This window comes from Candidatus Nitrosotalea sp. FS (assembly GCF_011319475.1).
Taxonomy (GTDB): Archaea; Thermoproteota; Nitrososphaeria; order Nitrososphaerales; family Nitrosopumilaceae; genus Nitrosotalea.
In genome coordinates this window covers 52,144-70,135 of sequence record NZ_RCMC01000037.1, presented here as the reverse complement: position 1 = coordinate 70,135, position 17,992 = coordinate 52,144, and the positions used below count along the sequence as shown (strand labels likewise).

21 protein-coding genes and 3 pseudogenes are annotated in these 17,992 nt (G+C 38.9%); 20 read left to right on the top strand and 4 right to left on the bottom strand.

Features of this window, described 5'->3' with window-relative positions; all coding sequences use genetic code 11:
• Positions 1-326: 326 nt before the first annotated feature.
• The 3 genes from DYY66_RS02085 to DYY66_RS02060 all read left to right on the top strand — a co-directional run bounded on the left by DYY66_RS02085 (position 327) and on the right by DYY66_RS02060 (position 4,723).
• Positions 327-866 (top strand): ABC transporter ATP-binding protein, encoded by a 540-nt coding sequence (locus tag DYY66_RS02085; RefSeq protein WP_166285773.1) that lies wholly within the window; start codon positions 327-329, stop codon positions 864-866.
• Positions 867-2,765: 1,899 nt separating this feature from the next.
• Positions 2,766-2,987: a hypothetical protein gene (locus DYY66_RS13770; protein WP_255495991.1), complete on the top strand. Its 222-nt coding sequence runs from the start codon at positions 2,766-2,768 to the stop codon at positions 2,985-2,987.
• Between the two features lie 185 nt (positions 2,988-3,172).
• Positions 3,173-4,723 carry an AarF/ABC1/UbiB kinase family protein gene (locus tag DYY66_RS02060; RefSeq protein WP_166285793.1) on the top strand — a complete coding sequence of 517 codons (1,551 nt, stop codon included), beginning with the start codon at positions 3,173-3,175 and terminating at the stop codon, positions 4,721-4,723.
• On the opposite strand, the gene hsp14 is transcribed toward DYY66_RS02060, so the two are convergent.
• Positions 4,724-5,107, bottom strand: a complete 384-nt coding sequence (gene hsp14, locus DYY66_RS02055) for an archaeal heat shock protein Hsp14 (protein ID WP_166285765.1) — start codon at positions 5,105-5,107, stop codon at positions 4,724-4,726.
• 124 nt (positions 5,108-5,231) lie between these two features.
• Between hsp14 and tmk the strand changes: the two genes are divergently transcribed.
• From tmk to pyrH, 5 genes and pseudogenes are all read left to right on the top strand, one after another.
• A complete protein-coding gene (tmk, locus tag DYY66_RS02050) occupies positions 5,232-5,810 on the top strand; it encodes a dTMP kinase (protein WP_166285763.1) in 579 nt (192 codons plus the stop codon).
• Positions 5,811-5,817: 7 nt separating this feature from the next.
• Positions 5,818-6,118: pseudogene (locus DYY66_RS15250) on the top strand (HD domain-containing protein); the annotation flags it as partial.
• A 1-nt stretch (position 6,119) separates the two neighbouring features.
• Positions 6,120-6,162, top strand: a pseudogene (locus tag DYY66_RS15385) (hypothetical protein); the annotation flags it as partial.
• Positions 6,162-7,154, top strand: a complete 993-nt coding sequence (locus tag DYY66_RS02045) for an HD domain-containing protein (RefSeq protein WP_338140853.1) — start codon at positions 6,162-6,164, stop codon at positions 7,152-7,154. The pseudogene DYY66_RS15385 and the gene DYY66_RS02045, both read left to right, overlap by 1 nt.
• Positions 7,151-7,828, top strand: coding sequence for a UMP kinase (gene pyrH, locus DYY66_RS02040; protein WP_166285761.1), 678 nt, complete (start codon positions 7,151-7,153; stop codon positions 7,826-7,828). The genes DYY66_RS02045 and pyrH overlap by 4 nt, the downstream gene beginning before the upstream one ends.
• On the opposite strand, the gene DYY66_RS02035 is transcribed toward pyrH, so the two are convergent.
• Positions 7,815-8,132 (bottom strand): hypothetical protein, encoded by a 318-nt coding sequence (locus tag DYY66_RS02035; protein WP_166285759.1) that lies wholly within the window; start codon positions 8,130-8,132, stop codon positions 7,815-7,817. The genes pyrH and DYY66_RS02035 overlap by 14 nt on opposite strands.
• A gap of 76 nt (positions 8,133-8,208) precedes the next feature.
• On the opposite strand from DYY66_RS02035, the gene DYY66_RS02030 reads away from it, so the two are divergent.
• On the top strand, positions 8,209-8,766 hold the full coding sequence (locus tag DYY66_RS02030) for a hypothetical protein (protein ID WP_166285757.1): 558 nt from the start codon (positions 8,209-8,211) through the stop codon (positions 8,764-8,766).
• 33 nt (positions 8,767-8,799) lie between these two features.
• On the opposite strand, the gene DYY66_RS02025 is transcribed toward DYY66_RS02030, so the two are convergent.
• Both DYY66_RS02025 and DYY66_RS02020 read right to left on the bottom strand, forming a co-directional pair.
• Positions 8,800-9,369, bottom strand: a complete 570-nt coding sequence (locus tag DYY66_RS02025) for a hypothetical protein (protein ID WP_166285755.1) — start codon at positions 9,367-9,369, stop codon at positions 8,800-8,802.
• Positions 9,370-9,476: 107 nt separating this feature from the next.
• Complete coding sequence (locus DYY66_RS02020) at positions 9,477-10,157, bottom strand: hypothetical protein (RefSeq protein WP_166285753.1); 681 nt, start codon at positions 10,155-10,157, stop codon at positions 9,477-9,479.
• A 244-nt stretch (positions 10,158-10,401) separates the two neighbouring features.
• Between DYY66_RS02020 and DYY66_RS02015 the strand changes: the two genes are divergently transcribed.
• The 11 genes and pseudogenes from DYY66_RS02015 (at position 10,402) to DYY66_RS01975 (ending at position 17,990) form a co-directional block, all read left to right on the top strand.
• Entirely contained in the window at positions 10,402-11,187 is a 786-nt protein-coding gene (locus tag DYY66_RS02015) for a sulfurtransferase (RefSeq protein ID WP_166285791.1), read from the top strand.
• A gap of 115 nt (positions 11,188-11,302) precedes the next feature.
• Positions 11,303-11,650 carry a F0F1 ATP synthase subunit C gene (locus tag DYY66_RS12890; protein ID WP_255495989.1) on the top strand — a complete coding sequence of 116 codons (348 nt, stop codon included), beginning with the start codon at positions 11,303-11,305 and terminating at the stop codon, positions 11,648-11,650.
• A 12-nt stretch (positions 11,651-11,662) separates the two neighbouring features.
• Positions 11,663-12,217, top strand: a complete 555-nt coding sequence (locus DYY66_RS02005; protein WP_166285751.1) for a V-type ATP synthase subunit E — start codon at positions 11,663-11,665, stop codon at positions 12,215-12,217.
• Positions 12,217-13,284, top strand: a complete 1,068-nt coding sequence (locus DYY66_RS02000; RefSeq protein WP_166285749.1) for a V-type ATPase subunit — start codon at positions 12,217-12,219, stop codon at positions 13,282-13,284. Before DYY66_RS02005 ends, DYY66_RS02000 begins: the two co-directional genes overlap by 1 nt.
• Before the next feature lie 2 nt (positions 13,285-13,286).
• Complete coding sequence (locus DYY66_RS01995; RefSeq protein ID WP_166285747.1) at positions 13,287-13,625, top strand: V-type ATP synthase subunit F; 339 nt, start codon at positions 13,287-13,289, stop codon at positions 13,623-13,625.
• A gap of 9 nt (positions 13,626-13,634) precedes the next feature.
• Positions 13,635-15,398 carry a V-type ATP synthase subunit A gene (locus DYY66_RS01990; RefSeq protein ID WP_166285745.1) on the top strand — a complete coding sequence of 588 codons (1,764 nt, stop codon included), beginning with the start codon at positions 13,635-13,637 and terminating at the stop codon, positions 15,396-15,398.
• Positions 15,398-15,622 (top strand): annotated as a pseudogene (locus DYY66_RS13760) (V-type ATP synthase subunit B); the annotation flags it as partial. The gene DYY66_RS01990 and the pseudogene DYY66_RS13760, both read left to right, overlap by 1 nt.
• A 1-nt stretch (position 15,623) precedes the next feature.
• A partial coding sequence (locus tag DYY66_RS01985) for a V-type ATP synthase subunit B (RefSeq protein ID WP_255495988.1) occupies positions 15,624-16,876 on the top strand: 1,253 nt, incomplete at its 5' end.
• A gap of 2 nt (positions 16,877-16,878) precedes the next feature.
• Positions 16,879-17,547 (top strand): V-type ATP synthase subunit D, encoded by a 669-nt coding sequence (locus DYY66_RS01980; RefSeq protein ID WP_166285741.1) that lies wholly within the window; start codon positions 16,879-16,881, stop codon positions 17,545-17,547.
• On the top strand, positions 17,540-17,665 hold the full coding sequence (locus tag DYY66_RS13755; RefSeq protein WP_255495987.1) for a hypothetical protein: 126 nt from the start codon (positions 17,540-17,542) through the stop codon (positions 17,663-17,665). Before DYY66_RS01980 ends, DYY66_RS13755 begins: the two co-directional genes overlap by 8 nt.
• A 1-nt stretch (position 17,666) precedes the next feature.
• Positions 17,667-17,990 (top strand): hypothetical protein, encoded by a 324-nt coding sequence (locus tag DYY66_RS01975; RefSeq protein ID WP_166285739.1) that lies wholly within the window; start codon positions 17,667-17,669, stop codon positions 17,988-17,990.
• Positions 17,991-17,992 lie beyond the last annotated feature (2 nt).

Genomic DNA, 17,992 nt, shown 5'->3' with positions numbered 1-17,992 from the left:
AGATCTTACAGTTCTTGAAAACGTTACACTGCCAAGAAAGATTCAGGGTACAATACAAAATTCTTCAAACGAAGCAAGGACGTTNTGCTTAACATGATTGGATTGCTTGACAGGCCAACACGGGGCAAGGTGATAATTGATGGAGTGGACACGTCAGAGCTCAGTGACAACCAGCTTTCTGCATTTAGAAATTCAAAACTTGGATTCATATTCCAATTTTCAAATCTCTTGACAGATCTTACAGTTCTTGAAAACGTTACACTACCAAGAAAGATTCAAGGTACCATACAAAATTCTTCAAATGAGGCAAGANTACACTGCTTAACATGATTGGATTGCTTGACAGGCCAACAAGAGGCAAGGTGATAATCGATGGAGTGGACACGTCAGAGCTCAATGACAACCAACTTTCTGCATTTCGAAATTCAAAACTTGGATTCATATTCCAATTTTCAAATCTCTTGACAGATCTTACAGTTCTTGAAAACGTTACACTACCAAGAAAGATTCAAGGTACAATACAAAATTCTTCAGACGAGGCAAGGACATTACTTAGAACAGTCGGGCTAGAAAAACAGGTGCACAAGTTTGGAAACCAAATATCTGGTGGACAGGCACAAAGAGTAGCAATCACAAGGGCGTTGATTGCAAAACCAGCTGTAGTGCTTGCAGACGAGCCTACAGGAAACTTGGACTCAGTATCTGCTGAAACTACCGTACAATTACTAAAATCTCTAAACAGAAAACTATACCAGACATTTATCATTGTAACACACGACAGACACCAGTTCGGAGAGGTGGATAAAGTAGTAACAATAAAAGATGGCCGAATTTTAAAAGAAGAGATGGAGGCAAATCTGACATGATATACAAAAGTATTCTTCTTCTAGTACTATTGTCTGTAGGACAGATTATACTTCCAAGCTATGCCCAGACTGCTGAGCACCTTGCACCAGGTGAGTCACCCTTTGAGCATGGATTCAATGATGTAAAACTTCTTGATGCATACTTTGGTCCTGCCGGACAAAAGATCGAGGCAGAGCCAGGTGACAAGAATGTCCCATTAACAATCGTACTATCCAATGTTGGCACAGAGGACATTTCAGGAATACAAGGNATGCATACTTTGGTCCTGCAGGACAAAAGATCGAGGCAGAACCAGGTGACAAGAATGTTCCATTAACAATTGTACTATCAAATGTTGGCACAGAGGACATTTCAGGTATCAAGGGATTGCTCAGCTTGCCAGCAGGATTTTCAGGGGCTATTGCAAGCAATGGACTTATCCAAGCAGACAACACCCAGACTGCAACTGCAGGCCAGTCCTTTACGCTTACATTCTTTGTAAATGTCGACAAGACAATCAACATACATGACTATTCAGGTACAGTCAAGGTTACATATTCAAGAGTGCGAGAAAATGGAGAGCGTACTGCATTTCTTGACTTTAATTTCAAAGTTACAGGAAAGAGTGTGATAAACCTCAAGGCAGCAAACCCATTTTTGAATCCTGCATCAAATAATGCTATAACAATCCAGATATCTGATGCTGGAACCGCACCGCTCAATGATGTTGATGTTGTAATTCAAAGAGACCAAAATAGCGNAAGTTACAGGAAAGAGTGTGATAAACCTCAAGGCAGCAAATCCATTCTTGGATCCTGCATCAAATAATCAAATAACAATCCAGATATCTGATGCCGGAACTGCACCGCTCAATGACGTCGATGTTGTAATTCAAAGAGATCAAAATAGCGGTAGTACTACCTCTAGCACAAACAACCTACAAGGAATCGTGCTTGACCAGAATCACTGGAAGGTAGGAACAGTCCAGCCTGGTTCGTCAAACACATTTTCAATCCAGACATTTATCCCACAAAGTGTTGCAGGCCAGACAATCCATGCACCATTTACTATAACATATTTTGACGGGCAAGGAAACCAAGTTACAACAACAAGGACTGTGGACTTTATTGTTGGACCAACAAGTTCTGTATCGATAATAAAATTGTCATCTCCGCCATATCTTTTGACTGCAGTCATGCAAAACCTAACACTAGGAATTGAAAACTTGTCCCCATCAAAGATATCTGATATATCGATTTCAATCACACCAAACTCTAACAGCTTGAAGATTCTACAGGACAACAAGTGGTTCATAAAAGAAATAAACCCACTTGAAAAGACCGACTTGATAATTCCAGTATTTGCAGACAAGAGCATCGAGGGCCAGGCAGTAGATTATGAAGTCGATGTACAGTATACCAAAGATGGTGCAACGGTAATTGAGAAACAAAACTTTGCAACCTACATCAGGGGAGTAATTGACATCTCAGTTCATGATATTGGCCTAACAGAGATTGCAGGCCAGAAGATGATAACTGGAGATGTGCTCAACCAAGGAAATGTCAAGGCAGTCTTTGGCCAAGTAACTGTGATGCCTCTAGATGATCAAGCAATCAAAAAGTCAAGCCAGTATATTGGAGACATTGACATTGATGCACCAGTTCCATTTAACATTCCACTAAGTTATGATTCTCCACCATCAGGTGACCAAAAAATCCAGGTTACACTGACATGGAAGGATACCTTGTTNGTCAGGTGACAGCGCAAACTCAAGCCAACTTCAAATCATCATACTTGTAGCAATTGCAGCAGGAATAGGTGGTATCGTATTCAAGGTACGAAAGAAAAAGATTGTACTTGAAAAGAAAGTTGAAGAATCAAGCTAAGGGTATATTTACAGCAAAGGCATTTTTTTAGACATGATATGGGATGAGATCGAGATCCCAAAAGAAGTTCGCCATTTCATGCTTGAAGGGGCAGAAGAGACAGTACTGGGTCAAAAAAATGGTGCAAAAAAACAGTATCGTTATGGTAATCTACACATCAGAGAATATGACGACAAGTATTTGGTTCACATGGATAAAGTTGATCCAAGAAAAGATCCACTGGGCCATCTTGTAAAAGATGCTCCAGAATTATAGTTGGAATCACAAGTGGTATAGTTGCGGCAAAAAAAGTTTCATCAAGTGTTTACAAATTACAAAAGGACATGCCCTTTGCAAAGAGCACATCTATCTTTGCAGGACTTGTAGCATCAGTACTTGCAGGCTATGCAGGCTATACCATAACAAAAAAGCTAAAAGAGTTCTAAAGGGGGAGAAGACAAATTTCTCGACTTCGAACAATTCAAACCTTCATCAAACTAGTGCCGCTTGTATTTGCATTACGAAAGGACAGAAGAGAATGGGTAAGAAAACAAGGAAAAAATGTTGACACCAAAAGATACCAAAAAAACGCACGCAAGGCGCTCAATACATTTCTGTCACTTGGACCTGTATACATCAAGTTGGGCCAGTGGCTCTCATCAAGGGCTGACATATTACCACAGCCATATCTTGAGGAACTCGCCAAACTACAAGATGAGGTTCCGGCAGAATCATTTGACAAGGTAAGGCCAATAATAGAAAAAGATCTTGGGCCAATGGACCAGAGTTTTGATTTTGTTGACACCAACGTAGTATCAGGCGCATCACTTGGACAGGTCTACAAGGCAAGGCTCCAAGGAAAAGATGTAATCATCAAGGTAAAAAGACCCGGGATTGAAAAAGTCGTTGAAGAAGATATCCGCGTATTAAAGAAAATTATTCCATTTGCAATGAAGTTTGTCGATCCCAATCTGCGATATTCTGCAGAGGCAATGCTTTCACAGTTTATCGAAACAATCAACGAAGAGATGGACTACCGAATCGAGTCCCAGAACCTAAAGGCAATCAAGAAGAACATGCAGAGCTACCCAAAGCTGATAATTCCATCTGTAATAGACAACAGGTCAAGCAAGAACATACTCACAATGGAGTATCTCCCAGGAATAAAAATAACAAATGTCAAGGCACTTGATGAGGCAGGAATTGACAGGGAACAGCTTGTGGTTCGTGCACACAGGGTCTTTTTTACAATGTTATTGCGACACGACCTGTTCCATGCAGACCCTCACCCTGGAAACATCGCTGTTACAAATGACGGCTCACTGATTCTGTATGATTTTGGAATGGTCGGAAGGCTTGACACAAAGACCCGACTGAAACTTATCAGGCTCTATCTATCACTCATTGAGAGAGACCCGACAAGGACGGTATCTGCAATGGATGATCTTGGAATGCTCATGCCAGGATATGACAGAACCATAATAGAAAAGGGACTGGCACTTTCAATACAGGCGTTTCACGGAACCAAAGTTGACAGGATGGAAGTCAAGGCACTGATGGAGCTTGCAAACAAGACAATGAGCAAATTTCCATTCAAGTTGCCAAAACATCTTGCACTCTACATGAGGATGGCATCAATACTAGAAGGTGTGTATCTAACACACAAGGTAAATTTCAGATTCATTAACGTATTACAAAATATTTTAGAAGAAGAAAACATTGTACGAGATGCATATGTTGAAGAGCTCAAGCTTTCCTTTGGAAGATTTGTAAAATCAATAGACGCTGCAATTGCTCTGGCTCCTGAGATACGACAGTTCATCGAACAAAACAAAAACATGCAAACAAACAAACCAAAATCAAGGACTGTTCTGCTTTCTGGTACAATTCTTGCAGCTGCAGTATTTGTCGGATCTACCATACTGTATTCTACAAATGGTACAATTGGAGAGATTGGAATGATAGGCTCTGCTGCTATAATGGCAATTGCTGTTGCATTAAGAGAAAAATAGTTATTCTATTGCGATATTCTTTCCAGTCTTTGTTGGTATCGTAAGTGTAAGAACACCGTCACGATATTTTGCAGATGCTGCTGGATCTTCGTCGTCTTTTACCTGTATTGGCAATCTTATCTTTTTGTCAATTGAGCGCGGTCTCTGTCTCCAGATTACTGTGCCCTCGACATCGTCTTCTCTTGTTGCTACAATTGAGAGTATGTTGCCATTGAGTCTTAGTTTGATCTCTTTTTTATCAAATCCTGGCATGTCTATTGTTACAAGCAGGCTGTCATTTTGTAGTATCATATCTACTGGAGGAAGAACAAACTCGTAGAACTCGCGTGACTTGTTGCCTATCTCTCTCATGACCTCTTTTACCATGTAATGACCTATGCCCATGTAGTATCATTTAGCACTTTTTTGATTATTAAACCTTAGTTAGATTAGCTCCGCAGTAATACCTGAGCATTTTATTCGTGGAACAGTTCATAATTTATCTACTGCCCGATTCAATAGGACTTTGATGATTATTGTTATAGAGGGCTTTGATCAAGCAGGAAAAAAAACCCAGTCAAAATTATTGTCTGATTTCCTAAAAACCAAGAAGAAAAAGTCTGTGGTATTTAGTTTTCCAGACTATACCACTCCTGTTGGAAAAGAAATAAAGAACTTTCTTGGGGGCAAGCGTAAATTTCCTCCGCAGGTAATACACTGTCTTCTTGCAGCAAACAGGTGGGAGAGATCGCAGGACATCAAGGATGCGCTTGCAAAAAATTATGTTGTTATCATGAACCGCTATTACCAGTCTAACCTAGTATATGGAACAGTAAACGGACTTGATCTAAAATGGCTTGAAAACCTTGACCGGGGACTACCAAAAGAAAACCTGGTAATACTGCTTGATGTCAAGGTGTCCGATTCATTTTCAAGAAAAAAACAAAAACGCGACAGATTTGAAAAAGACAAAACATTTGCACTCAAGATTGCAAACACATACAGAAAACTTGCAAAAAAATATCACTGGAGCATAGTTAACGCATCACAAGAAAAAAGTCAAGTTCATCAACAAGTAAGGGATATCGTATCAAGACACATCAGATGAAGAAACCATGGCAAAAAAATATCTCCAGATTGTAGACCCGATTCATGATTTCATCACTGTATATCCACAAGAGTTGGGACTTGTAGACTCGCCTGTATTTCAACGTCTCAGGAGGATACGACAACTTGCAGGCGCTCATCTTGTCTATCCAGGTGCCCAACACTCAAGGTTTGAGCATTCTCTTGGAACAATGCACATTGCAGGTCAGGCAGCAAACGTGCTCAAAGACAAGGGATATCTTGACGCAAACGATTCTGAAAATATCAGGATGGCAGCACTGCTGCATGATATTGGTCACGGCCCATTCTNCTCAAAGACAAGGGATATCTTGATACAAACGATTCTGAAAATATCAGAATTGCAGCACTATTACATGATATTGGTCATGGCCCATTCTCACACCTGTTCGAAGAAGTCTTGCAAAAAAAGAAAAAAAATTCTCATGAAGATATCGGGCAGAGACTGATACTTGATTCTGAGATTGGAGATATAATAAAAAAATCAGGATTTGACAAGAAATTTCTTTCCAAGCTTGCATTTGGAAACTCAAAATACCAATTCATGAATGAAATAATCTCTGGCGGTCTGAGTGCTGACATGATGGATTATCTTTTGCGTGATGGATATTTCACAGGTGCAGAGCACGCCAAGGTGGATTTTATGAGAATAATCCACTCACTTGATGTACACAACAAAAAGCTTTCACTTGACAAATCGGCACTCCATTCTTTTGAATCCATGATGATCTCGCGATATCAAATGTTCAAGGCAGTTTACTTTCACAAGACTGTGCGCTCTGCAGAGGTTATGCTGATACAATCTATGATACTTGCAGACAGCGAGCTTGGACTTACTACAGATGATATCACAAAATATGTCCAGTTGACAGACGAGTTTGTGATATCAAAACTAATCTCCCTGGAACCAAAAAATGCAGAGCTAAAAAGAGCAAAACAGCTTGCAGTAGAGTACCAAGAAAGAAGACTTCTCAAGTGTGTTTATGAAAAGATCTTTACAAAACCAAGAATGGGCAAGATAGACGTGGACAGTCTACAAAATGAGATTGCCAAAAGATCCAAGGTAGACAAGTGTGAGGTCTTTATCGACATATCAAAGACTCCTTCAATTCCTCTTGCCCCGTCAAAAAAAGAATCACGTTCTATCATTTTAACAACAAAAAAAGGAGAGGGACCAAAGGAATCCTACGAACTTCCAATATCTGAGATTCCGCTGGTCTCTGCAATATCTGGCTTTATGGATATTCTTAGAGTCTACACAAGACAGCAGTTTAGAAAAAAGGTTGAAATTGCAGCAAACGTCATCCTTGGTGAAACCAGTCAATGAAAAAAAGAATTGTAGTAAAATTGTCGGGAAGTCTGTTTGGTCTTGAAGACATGAAGACATTAAAACAATATGCCGAGTTTTTTGTGAAAATCAGCAAGGTATGCCAGCCAATAATAATTGCAGGAGGAGGAAAGATTGCAAGACATTACATTTCACACGCAAGATCATCTGGTGCAGACGAATCAACACTAGACGAGCTTGGAATCGAGGTATCAAGGCTTAATGCAAAACTTTTGATCTATGCATTGCAGGAAAAAGCATACCCACATCCTCCAGTCAATCTAAAAGAGGTTGCAAATGCAGCTGACACAGGACTGATTGTAGTAACAGGTGGGCTTCATCCGGGGCAGAGCACAAACGCCACTGCCGCACTCATTGCAGAAAAAGTCAGGGCAAGTGTATTTTTCAATGCAACAGATGTTGATGGAGTCTATGACTCTGATCCAAACAAGAACAAGAATGCAAGCAAGTTCAAAAAGATACCAATAAAAAAACTGCGCTCAATGCTTGTGCACCAAGATTCTGTGGCAGGAGGCTATGACCTGATGGATATAGTTGCACTAAAGGTGATAGAGCGCTCCAAACTAAAGACCCGAATACTAAAAGCAGACACAAAGATACTGGAAAAAGCAATCAAAGGAAGCCCAGAGGGCACTGAAATTACACTAGTCTGACTTGGCCTGTATATTCAGGTATGTCAGCACTGATTGCTTTGTTTAAAATTTCTCTAGCAGCATCTTCTGCAAGAATCTTTGACTGGGACTTGGCATATCCTTCTTCATCAACTATTACAACAAGCCATCCTTCTCCGGGTCTTTCAACAATTGCAACAAACTCTTTTTCCCCCACTGGCACAAACGAGCCTTCCGATTTTTTTACAGTAAGTGTGAGCATGGCAAATCCTGCATGTGAAAATAATGTCATCTGCGATTTTCTTGATCTTTCCTGACCTATTCTGACTGCCTGATGATACTGCATGAATTGTATTTTCAAACTTTTACTATAAGCGTTTTCAACTCAACATTTAAGAATTGAACAAATGCTAGAAACATCCTTGGAAAAGAAAATTTTTCTATATGCTGCAGTAGGAGTTATAATTGCAATACTTGGAGTGGTTGCAATCTTACCAAGTTCCGGAGTTCTCAAGAACATGTTTACTCCAAATGCAAGCACACCAACTGCGCTCACATCTGTAATGACTGAGGTAAAGCCTCTTGGCATACAATTCAACGGCTCATCAATATCATCAGTTGGCGACAGAGATGCAACAATAGAAACAAAGTTCAATCTTACCAATCCAAATGACAATACTTTGATAATTGAAATGGTAACCTATGACATTTACGCAAACGGTGTCACGATTGGTCATGGACAATATGGACAACGATATGATGGAACCTGGGAGAGCTCTTCCTATCTACCGCTTACACAACACAACTCTGAGATAATTACTGTTGATACACAAATAGTCAATGACGGAAACAACCCACAGGTCTGGTCCGCATTACAAAACCATGCTGCCAAGTTTAGATTTAATGGAACTGCCTATTATTCAACACACTCAGCTTTTGCAGGCCAATCCTATACAAAAGACTTTGATTTCTTGCAATAGTATACAAAAGACTTTGATTTCTTGCAATAGAGTCTAGCGTTTTTCAGGATTGTATCTTGATCGGATGAACTTTACAAGATAAACAAATCCAAGTATTATCCATGCAAGTAACATCGCACCCCATGCAAGAACCACGATCTTTGGTATGCTCAGATGTAACTGGTATACATAATTGAGATATGCTGATGGAATTATTTTGTCAAGTAGGTATATCGGCAAAAGGTATGGGTTAAGATCCTTTATGTCAATTATGGATTTACTGGCAAGTGCTGTGATGACTGCATGCCATCCAAAGAAAAATGTCACAAAGAAAAATCCGGCCTTTCTTCCTACTGGTTTTCTGTATCCGCGCTTTTCAAATTTTTCCAGCCGTTCCTTGACTCTTGCAAGTTCTGTCTTTAGTTCCTCAACAGATTTTTGGTCTCCTGCTTTTTTTCTTGAAGAACCAAGATGTGTTGTAATAAGTGAATCAAGATATTTCTTGTCCGAATTGTAAAGTGTCTTGCCATCCTGCAGGGCGCTTAGGATATAGTTTAGTCTACCAACATCACCCTTTTTGGCATCTATCAAATGTATTACATACTCAATTAGTTCGTCTGCCATCTACCATCCTGTTCCAATATGACATGACTTGCCAGAAGCGGCTTTAGATGACATTATCAATATTATCAAGCTCTTTTGGAAAGGGATTTTAATTATTAATGAGATGCCTAGCCTATCTTCTTGAGTAGACTCATGATTGGCTCTCTGTCAGAGTTTGAAAGAGACGAGAACCCTTCCAATAATTCCCTTTGAACATGTAATGCATCATCAAATGCCTTTTTGATGTACTCTGAATTAAACGGTACAAGTTTGTCAATTGTACCCTCGCTGTATGATTCGATATATTTTTGCAATAACAACAAAACAAAATTTGGTGCAACATCAAGCAATGTAATGATTGCCTTCTTCAGATCTTTTTCTTTTGTATTACTTTCTTTTTCAAAAAAATCATTCATGATTCGCATTCTCTCTTTTTCAGTATTAGATACAGAAGCTGCAACAAGCAAACCACTATCCGTCAATTGATAGTATGGGACACCTTGTTCTTGTAGTGCCTTTGGACCGCGCTTTATTGGCAGTCTTCCAGCTTCTATTACCAATTCTAAAGGAAGAAGGATCTCATCCAAATCTCTGAAAATTCCAGAGTAGATGTTCTGCCATGTTGTACCATTTTGTTCTGCGAGCTTGTGTGCAATTGCAGTACGAGTCTTTCTTGTAGGCAAGGTCTCAGATACTAGATGGGTTATAATCCCACGCTGGCGCATCGCTTCTCCTGTAAGTTCTTTGTTTTTTGTCTTGAATGTTTGAAAAACTGATAGCTTTGGAATCTGCTTTTTTATTTTGGTCATCTTTTTACTCGCAAAATGATTCTTGTATGGTAAAATGGTCATCTTTTATAGTTTGATAATTTAAAATATTCATTTTATGATATTATCATATTTTCCTATGATATAAGAATTTATGATTTGAAATTAAAATTATTTTTTCTTCAAACATGTGTTGGACCAGTCTCAAAAAATTTCAATTGTACAATACCGTAATGTAATTTTCTATGAAATGGATTTACATTACCCTCAGGTTGATAATGATAACATGTTGATCTCATCTGCTGAACTAATGAAAAAAATTGAAAAACCAAATCTTGTTCTTGTTGATTGTAGGTCATACAAAGATTATCTAGAAGGTCACATTCCTGGTGCAGTAAATCTTGATTTTTTCTATTATCATTGGTCTGACACTTCAAAAGATGGAATAAAGGCATTTGAAAGACAGATGGAAAACCTCTTGTCTTTTTTAGGCGTAACAAAAGACAAGACAGTTGTTTTCTACGATGATGTATCCGGTATGAGTGCTGCAAGGGGTGTCTGGCTATTGATGTATTTTTCACACAATAACGCATTCATGCTAGATGGCGGATTCAAAAAATGGAAGAGTCAGGGTCTTGTTACAGAAACAAAAACAAACGGATTCAGACCTGACAAATTTTCAGGCAAGTTAAACATGGAAATTATTGCAGGTTATGAATATATCAACAAAAAGTTAGGTAAAGCAAAACTACTTGATGCAAGAAGCAAGGACGAATACGATGGAATTACAATACGTGCAGCAAGAAGGGGACACATTCCATCTGCTGTAAATATAGACTGGACGCTAAACATCAATGATGATGGCACCATGAAATCTCTTGAAGATCTTGCCAAGATGTACAATTTTTCAAAAGATGACGAAATTGTAACATATTGCCAAGGGGGATATCGTGCAGCAAACTCTTTTCTTGCACTCAAAATGCTTGGCTTCAAAAATGTAAAGGTCTATCTTGGCTCGTGGGGTGAGTGGGGAAATATGCTAAATCTTCCAGTTGAGCTAAACAAAAACTGAGATTCTTGTCGTAACAAAATAATGGATGCGATGATCGCATGTTCGTTAATTTTTAAAAATTTAAAAACAAATTTGCAAGAATTAGATTAATATAACCTTCTCAAATGAGCCTCTGATGATGGTGCTTAACAAGCGTTCAAAATTATCGCTTTTAGTTATAGCTGCTGGACTTACAATTGCACTATCAACATTTGTATCAACAACTCCAGCATTTGCAGCCGAGACTTCTACTACTAGTAGCGGATTAACAAAACCACTCTTAGCAATTGCAGCAGCAATCGCAATCGCAGGTGGTCTTATTGGTACTGGTAATGCACAACAAGGTATTGGTGCAGCTGGTATGGGTATTATTGCCGAAAAGCCAGAGAAGTTTGGTCAGGTACTATTCTTCTTTGTGATTCCAGAAACTCTATGGATCATTGGATTCGTGTTAGGAATCATATTGCTACTGGGCATACTATAGTGGTTTTCAGTAATGAGCATTGAAACGTTCATTCGAGAGATAGAGACTAGGAAACAAAAAGAGATTGGGGATCTTGAAAAAGATCTTCAAGAAAGTAAATCTAGACTCCAAGCCGAGATGAATCATACCTTAAAGGAGATTCAAGAACGTTTTTCAACTGAAGCTAAAATCAAGTCAGAAAGAGAACAAGCAAGAATAATCGAGGCCTCAAAACTTCAAGCAAAGAAGATTATGTTTGATGCCATTAATGCTAACATGCAATCTGCCTTTGCAGTAATTCAAACGGAGATAGAAAATTACACAAAGAGTCCCCAGTACAAGAAAGCTATTGAAACTATGGTTAGCAATTCAAAAAAGAAACTTGGTCAAAATATTATAGTTCACTGCCGAGAAGAAGACAAATCCATTCTCAAAGAACTTGGAGTAGCCACAAGCAAGTCAATTAAGACTCTTGGTGGAATCATTGCAGAAAACAAAGAAGGAACAAGAGAATTGGACCTTACCTTTGAAGAATTACTACGAACCAATGAAGACCAAGTCAAGAGCTTCCTCTCGGAGAAAATGTAATGCCAACATCACAATACGCATCATCATTTGGCAGATTGCAAGCAATCTCGCTTAGTCTGTTATCAAAAGAAGAAATGCAAAACCTGATGAAGGCAAAAGACGAAACAGAGATGGTAAAGACACTAGGATCTACTTGGTACAAGTCAGAAATTGAAAAAGCTGCATCAATTTTCAAGGAATCTGAGCTATTGGAGGTTGCACTTAACAGACATCTTGTATACATCAACAAGACTGCATTAGAGGCAACCCCGTTTAATGGCAAATCTGCCGTCCGTGCATATCTTTCAAAATGGGATATTTACAACATTGAACTAATTCTCTCTGCAAAGAGCATGGGAAGACCAATCTCTGAAACAGAATCATTTCTTGTATCAAGCAGAAATGTTCCTGCAGGAATATCTGCTGGAAATATTCCACATGATGAAATGAAGATAATCTTGTCCCAGACTGGAGTCGATGGCGTTGTAAACCAACTCATAAAATACAACTATGGAACAGTTCTGATGCAACACCTTGAGACATATCAGAAGACTGGCGATCTTGGACCAATGATGTCTGCACTTCAAACTTTCTACTATCACAATTTGCTAGAGTCACTCAAGTTCTTCCAAGGCGACGAGGGACTGATTCGAGATTTCATAAGAGCAGAGATAGACAAGAAAAACGTTCTCAGCCTTCTCAAGGCCAAAGAATCTGATCTTGACAAGGAGATAGTTAGCAGACACATGATCGAGGGTGGCAAGATGACCAAAAATGAATTGTTAGATATCTACAACGCAAAAGATGTTTCAGAAATTGTTGGTAGAATAGAAAACAGATTCATGCTGGTTAATGCGCTTGCCCAATACAAGAAATCACACAGTTTGATCGACTTTGAAGTAGCATTGGATAAATTCATAAATTCCGAATATGTCAAAAAATTGAAAAACATTGCACTCTCAATTGGTACAATATTCTACTTTATCATTAACACAGAACATGAGCGTGAAAATATCAAAAGAATCGCTTATGGTAAACGCTATAACCTGTCCACAGATTACATCAATTCGTTATTGCTAATAGAATAAACATGTCACAACAAAAATCCAACAACACTGGGCGTATAGCAGTAGTAGGTGAGCGTGAGCTTGCCATAGGATATAATCTTCTGGGAATCGAAGATACTTTCATCACAAGTGGTGACGATGCAAGCAAGACCATCCAAGAACTCTTTTCGTCAGGCAACTATAGTCTGATAATTATAAGTGACGCCGTAAGATCTAGTCTTCCTGCGATCTTTAGGAAGAAGATCGAAGCATCAATTGAACCCCTTGTGATATTTATGCCTGCTTTAGAAGGTAACATTCAAGAAGAATCTATATCTGTTCTAGCAAAGAGAGTGTTAGGAATAAGTATCCCCTCGAGTTGATGATGATAAATGGCTGAAGGAATAATCTCAAGAGTTTCAGGTCCTGTCGTGATCGCAAGTGGTCTAGAAGGTGCACAAATGTTCGATGTAGTCCGTATTGGTGATATGGGACTAGTAGGAGAAATAATTCGTATAGAAGGAACCAAGGCAACAGTTCAAGTTTATGAAGATACAACAGGTCTTCGTCCAGGAGAGAAGGTAATCAACACCAAGAGACCTCTCTCAATGCAGCTTGGACCTGGCTTACTAAAATCAATTTATGATGGTATTCAAAGACCACTGGATGTTCTAAGAGAACAAAGTGGTGACTTTATCAGCAGAGGAAAGGTCATCCCAGCACTTGACCAAACCAAAAAATGGGAATTTGTTCCAATAAAGAAGAAAGGAGATCATGTTTCTCCTGGAGAAATAATTGGTGAAGTTCAGGAAACTCCACTTATCATGCACAAGATAATGGTTCCTTACAACGTCAAGGGTACACTGACCGATATTTCTGAAGGAAAATACACCGTTAATGATATTGTAGCTTCCGTACAAAATGGAACCAAGGCAGACATTGGTCTGTCAAGCTGGTGGACTGTAAGAACTCCAAGACCAGTTCTTCGCAAGTTAGCTCCAGAAGAACCATTGCTTACCGGACAAAGAGTACTTGATACTTTCTTCCCAGTAGCAAAGGGTGGCACAGCTGCAATTCCAGGTCCATTTGGAAGTGGAAAGACTGTAACTCAACAACAACTTGCAAAATGGGCAGACAGCAATGTGATTGTCTATGTAGGTTGTGGAGAAAGAGGAAATGAAATGACCGAAGTTCTTTCAACATTTCCAAAACTCGAAGATCCAAAATCAAAGAGACCATTGATGGAACGTACAATTCTTGTTGCTAATACTTCTAACATGCCAGTAGCTGCACGTGAAGCAAGCATCTACACCGGTATCACAATGGGCGAATATTATCGTGATATGGGATATGGTGTTGCATTGATGGCAGACAGTACTTCAAGATGGGCAGAAGCACTCAGAGAAATTTCAGGTAGACTTGAAGAAATGCCTGGTGAAGAAGGATATCCAGCTTATCTTGGTAGAAGACTAGCAGAATTTTACGAACGAGGTGGAAAAGCAGTTGTTATTTCACCTGAAGAGCGTGTTGGCTCTCTTACACTTGTAGGCGCAGTATCACCGCCTGGTGGTGACTTTTCAGAACCAGTATCTCAGAATACCCTTAGAGTAACCAGAGTCTTTTGGGCACTTGACGCAAGCTTGGCATCAAGAAGACACTTCCCATCAATTAACTGGCTTACAAGTTATTCATTATATGCAGACGGCATGGGTGATTGGTACAAAAACAATGTATCCGCAACATGGATTGCATCAAGAAAAGAAGCACTTGAAATTCTACAAAAAGAATCTGAATTGCAAGAAATTGTCCAGCTTGTGGGTTATGATGCACTTCCAGAACCAGAAAAGGGTGTATTGGATACTGCAAGATCAATTAGAGAAGACTATCTACAACAGAGTGCATATGATGATGTAGATACATACACATCAATCAGAAAACAATTCTTAATGTTATCAACAATACTTGAATTCGGCAAGATGGAAGCAGATGCAATCAAGAAAGGAATCACATCTGTAAAGGTAGGACAATTAGAATCAAGGAAGATGATCTCAAAAATTAAATGGACCAAGGAAGACCAAGTTGAACAACTAGTAAAGGATACAAAGAGCAAAATGCAACAAGAATTCACATCACTATCAATGGAGGCATCAAGATAATGTCCGCAATATCATACAAGACTCTTTCAAAGATTGCAGGTCCTCTAATGTTCGTAGAGGGTGTAGAAAATGCTGCATACGGTGAAATGGTAGAAATAAAATTACAAAATGGCGAGAGAAGACAAGGCCAAGTTCTTGATACAAGACAAGGTCTTGCAATTGTACAAGTTTTCGGTGCAACACTAGGACTCAACATTGGTGATACATCTGTAAAGTTCCTAGGANTTGATACAAGACAAGGTCTTGCAATTGTACAGGTTTTCGGTGCAACACTAGGCCTCAACATTGGTGATACATCCGTAAAATTCTTGGGCGAAACTGCTCAACTTGCAGTTTCTGATGAAATGTTAGGTCGTGTCTTTGACGGACTTGGAAATCCACGAGACAATGGTCCAAAGATTGTTTCTAAAACCAAAGTTGACTTGGTTGGTTCTGGTATTAACCCATATTCAAGAGAAGAGCCATCTGAATTCATCCAGACTGGTATGTCTAACATTGATGGAATGAATACTCTAGTTAGAGGTCAAAAACTTCCAATATTTTCAGGCGCAGGTCTTCCACACAACTTGCTTGCAGCACAGATTGCAAGACAGGCAAAAGTTCTTGGTGGTTCCGAAAACTTTTCAGTAGTATTTGCAGCAATGGGAATTACAAGTGAAGAAGCAAACTTTTTCGTAAAACAATTTGAAGAAAGTGGTGCACTTGGAAGAACCGCACTATTTCTGAACCTTTCATCTGATCCATCCATGGAGCGTTTACTTACACCAAGACTTGCATTGACTACTGCAGAATATCTTGCTTATGAAAGAGACATGCATGTTCTTGTAATCATGACTGATATGACTAACTATTGTGAAGCATTAAGAGAAATTTCTGCTGCAAGAGAAGAGGTTCCAGGAAGAAGAGGTTATCCTGGTTACATGTATACTGACTTGTCATCATTGTATGAAAGAGCAGGAAAGATCAAGGGAAGAAATGGATCTGTAACACAAATTCCAATTCTTACCATGCCTGCAGACGATATCACTCACCCAATTCCAGATCTTACTGGTTATATCACAGAAGGACAAATTGTCATGAGCAGAGACTTGCACAGAGGAGACATACATCCTCCAGTAGATGTCTTGACAAGTCTTTCACGTTTGATGAACCAAGGTATCGGAAAGGGAAGCACAAGAGAAGATCACAGAAGCCTTGCAGACCAACTCTATTCGTCTTATGCGCAGGGTAAAGATGCAAGATCATTGGCAGCAATTGTAGGTGAAGAGGCACTCAGTGACCTTGACAGAAAATTCATGAAAGTAGCTAACGACTTTGAAAGAAAGTTTGTAAACCAAGGAATGGATGAGAACCGTTCAATTGAACAAACTTTGGATATTGGTTGGGAATTACTAAGCGAACTATCAGACTCTGAACTTAATCGTATCAAGCCAGAATTCATCGAAAAGTACAGAAAGAAATCTGGTGCAGGTGCATAAAATTGCCGTCAGTAATTAACATTAGACCAACCCGTCTTGAATACATCCGTACAAAGCGAAGAATCATTGTTGCAAAAAAAGGTCTAAAATTACTAAAGCTAAAAAGACAAGCATTAATTCTTGAATTTTTCAATGCAAGCAAGACTGTGGCTGCACTTAGAAGCGGTCTTCAAGCAGAACTAGTAAAAGGATATCAGGCAATTCGAATGTCCGAAATGCTTGCAGGTGCTATGAGACTAGAAAATGAGGCAATGAAAATTCCACAATTGAACAAATTAGAAATTACTCCAAAAAACGTTATGGGTGTTCGAATTCCAAAAATTGAGGGTGGAAAAAATAGCCAGGCTCTCACAGAACATCTCCTAGAACTTCCTCCGTCTATTAATGAAGCAATCAAGGCATTTCACAATGTACACAAGATGGTTCTTGATGTAGCAGAAAAAGAAACCACACTTCGTAAACTATTACTTGAGATTGAAAAAACAAAAAGAAAATCTAACGCTATTGAAAACGTTTTCATCCCAAGATTGCAAGCTGCAATCAAATTCATCATATTCAGACTCGATGAAATGGAGCGAGATACCTTCATGATGCTAAAGACAGTAAAAAGAAAGATGGGAGAAAGGGAACAAGAGTCTTTAAAACAAAAGGAGAAGGAAATAGTTGCCTAACTTTGCAAATCAACAACAGAGAAGATTCTTTATGATAGTAAGAGCATTTAAGCTAGGAAATATTCTTGGTACCGTAGCCTTGGCACTGTATGCAGGCAAGCACTTTTTTGGAGTTTAAAATGTCTACGTCAGAAAAATACGTCCACTCACTCAAGCAAATAAAAGAAGTAGAAGACAAATCACAAAAAGAAATTGATGAACAAAAGAAAAAAGTAGCAGAAGAGCTACGAAATTTTGAAACTTATGCAATAAAATCAATTACATCGGCAAAGGCTGATGGCGAAAAACTAGTTGAATCATCTATAGATCAAGCAAGAAAAAAAGCACATACTGAAACGGAAAAAATTATAGAGGATGCAAAAAACAAGGCAAAGACAGTTACTTCAAGAATTGATTCTCATACAGTAAAAGAAATAATCGATATTTTACTAAAAGAGGTATAGAT

Coding starts and splice junctions, on each gene's coding strand:
- DYY66_RS02000 (WP_166285749.1), top strand. CDS start 12,217: ATGCCAACATCACAATACGCATCATCATTTGGCAGATTGCAAGCAATC.
- DYY66_RS02005 (WP_166285751.1), top strand. CDS start 11,663: ATGAGCATTGAAACGTTCATTCGAGAGATAGAGACTAGGAAACAAAAA.
- DYY66_RS02085 (WP_166285773.1), top strand. CDS start 327: ATGATTGGATTGCTTGACAGGCCAACAAGAGGCAAGGTGATAATCGAT.
- DYY66_RS02020 (WP_166285753.1), bottom strand. CDS start 10,157: ATGACCAAAATAAAAAAGCAGATTCCAAAGCTATCAGTTTTTCAAACA.
- DYY66_RS13770 (WP_255495991.1), top strand. CDS start 2,766: ATGATATGGGATGAGATCGAGATCCCAAAAGAAGTTCGCCATTTCATG.
- tmk (WP_166285763.1), top strand. CDS start 5,232: ATGATTATTGTTATAGAGGGCTTTGATCAAGCAGGAAAAAAAACCCAG.
- DYY66_RS01995 (WP_166285747.1), top strand. CDS start 13,287: ATGTCACAACAAAAATCCAACAACACTGGGCGTATAGCAGTAGTAGGT.
- DYY66_RS02015 (WP_166285791.1), top strand. CDS start 10,402: ATGTTGATCTCATCTGCTGAACTAATGAAAAAAATTGAAAAACCAAAT.
- hsp14 (WP_166285765.1), bottom strand. CDS start 5,107: ATGGGCATAGGTCATTACATGGTAAAAGAGGTCATGAGAGAGATAGGC.
- DYY66_RS12890 (WP_255495989.1), top strand. CDS start 11,303: ATGATGGTGCTTAACAAGCGTTCAAAATTATCGCTTTTAGTTATAGCT.
- DYY66_RS02025 (WP_166285755.1), bottom strand. CDS start 9,369: ATGGCAGACGAACTAATTGAGTATGTAATACATTTGATAGATGCCAAA.
- DYY66_RS01975 (WP_166285739.1), top strand. CDS start 17,667: ATGTCTACGTCAGAAAAATACGTCCACTCACTCAAGCAAATAAAAGAA.
- DYY66_RS02035 (WP_166285759.1), bottom strand. CDS start 8,132: ATGCAGTATCATCAGGCAGTCAGAATAGGTCAGGAAAGATCAAGAAAA.
- DYY66_RS01990 (WP_166285745.1), top strand. CDS start 13,635: ATGGCTGAAGGAATAATCTCAAGAGTTTCAGGTCCTGTCGTGATCGCA.
- pyrH (WP_166285761.1), top strand. CDS start 7,151: ATGAAAAAAAGAATTGTAGTAAAATTGTCGGGAAGTCTGTTTGGTCTT.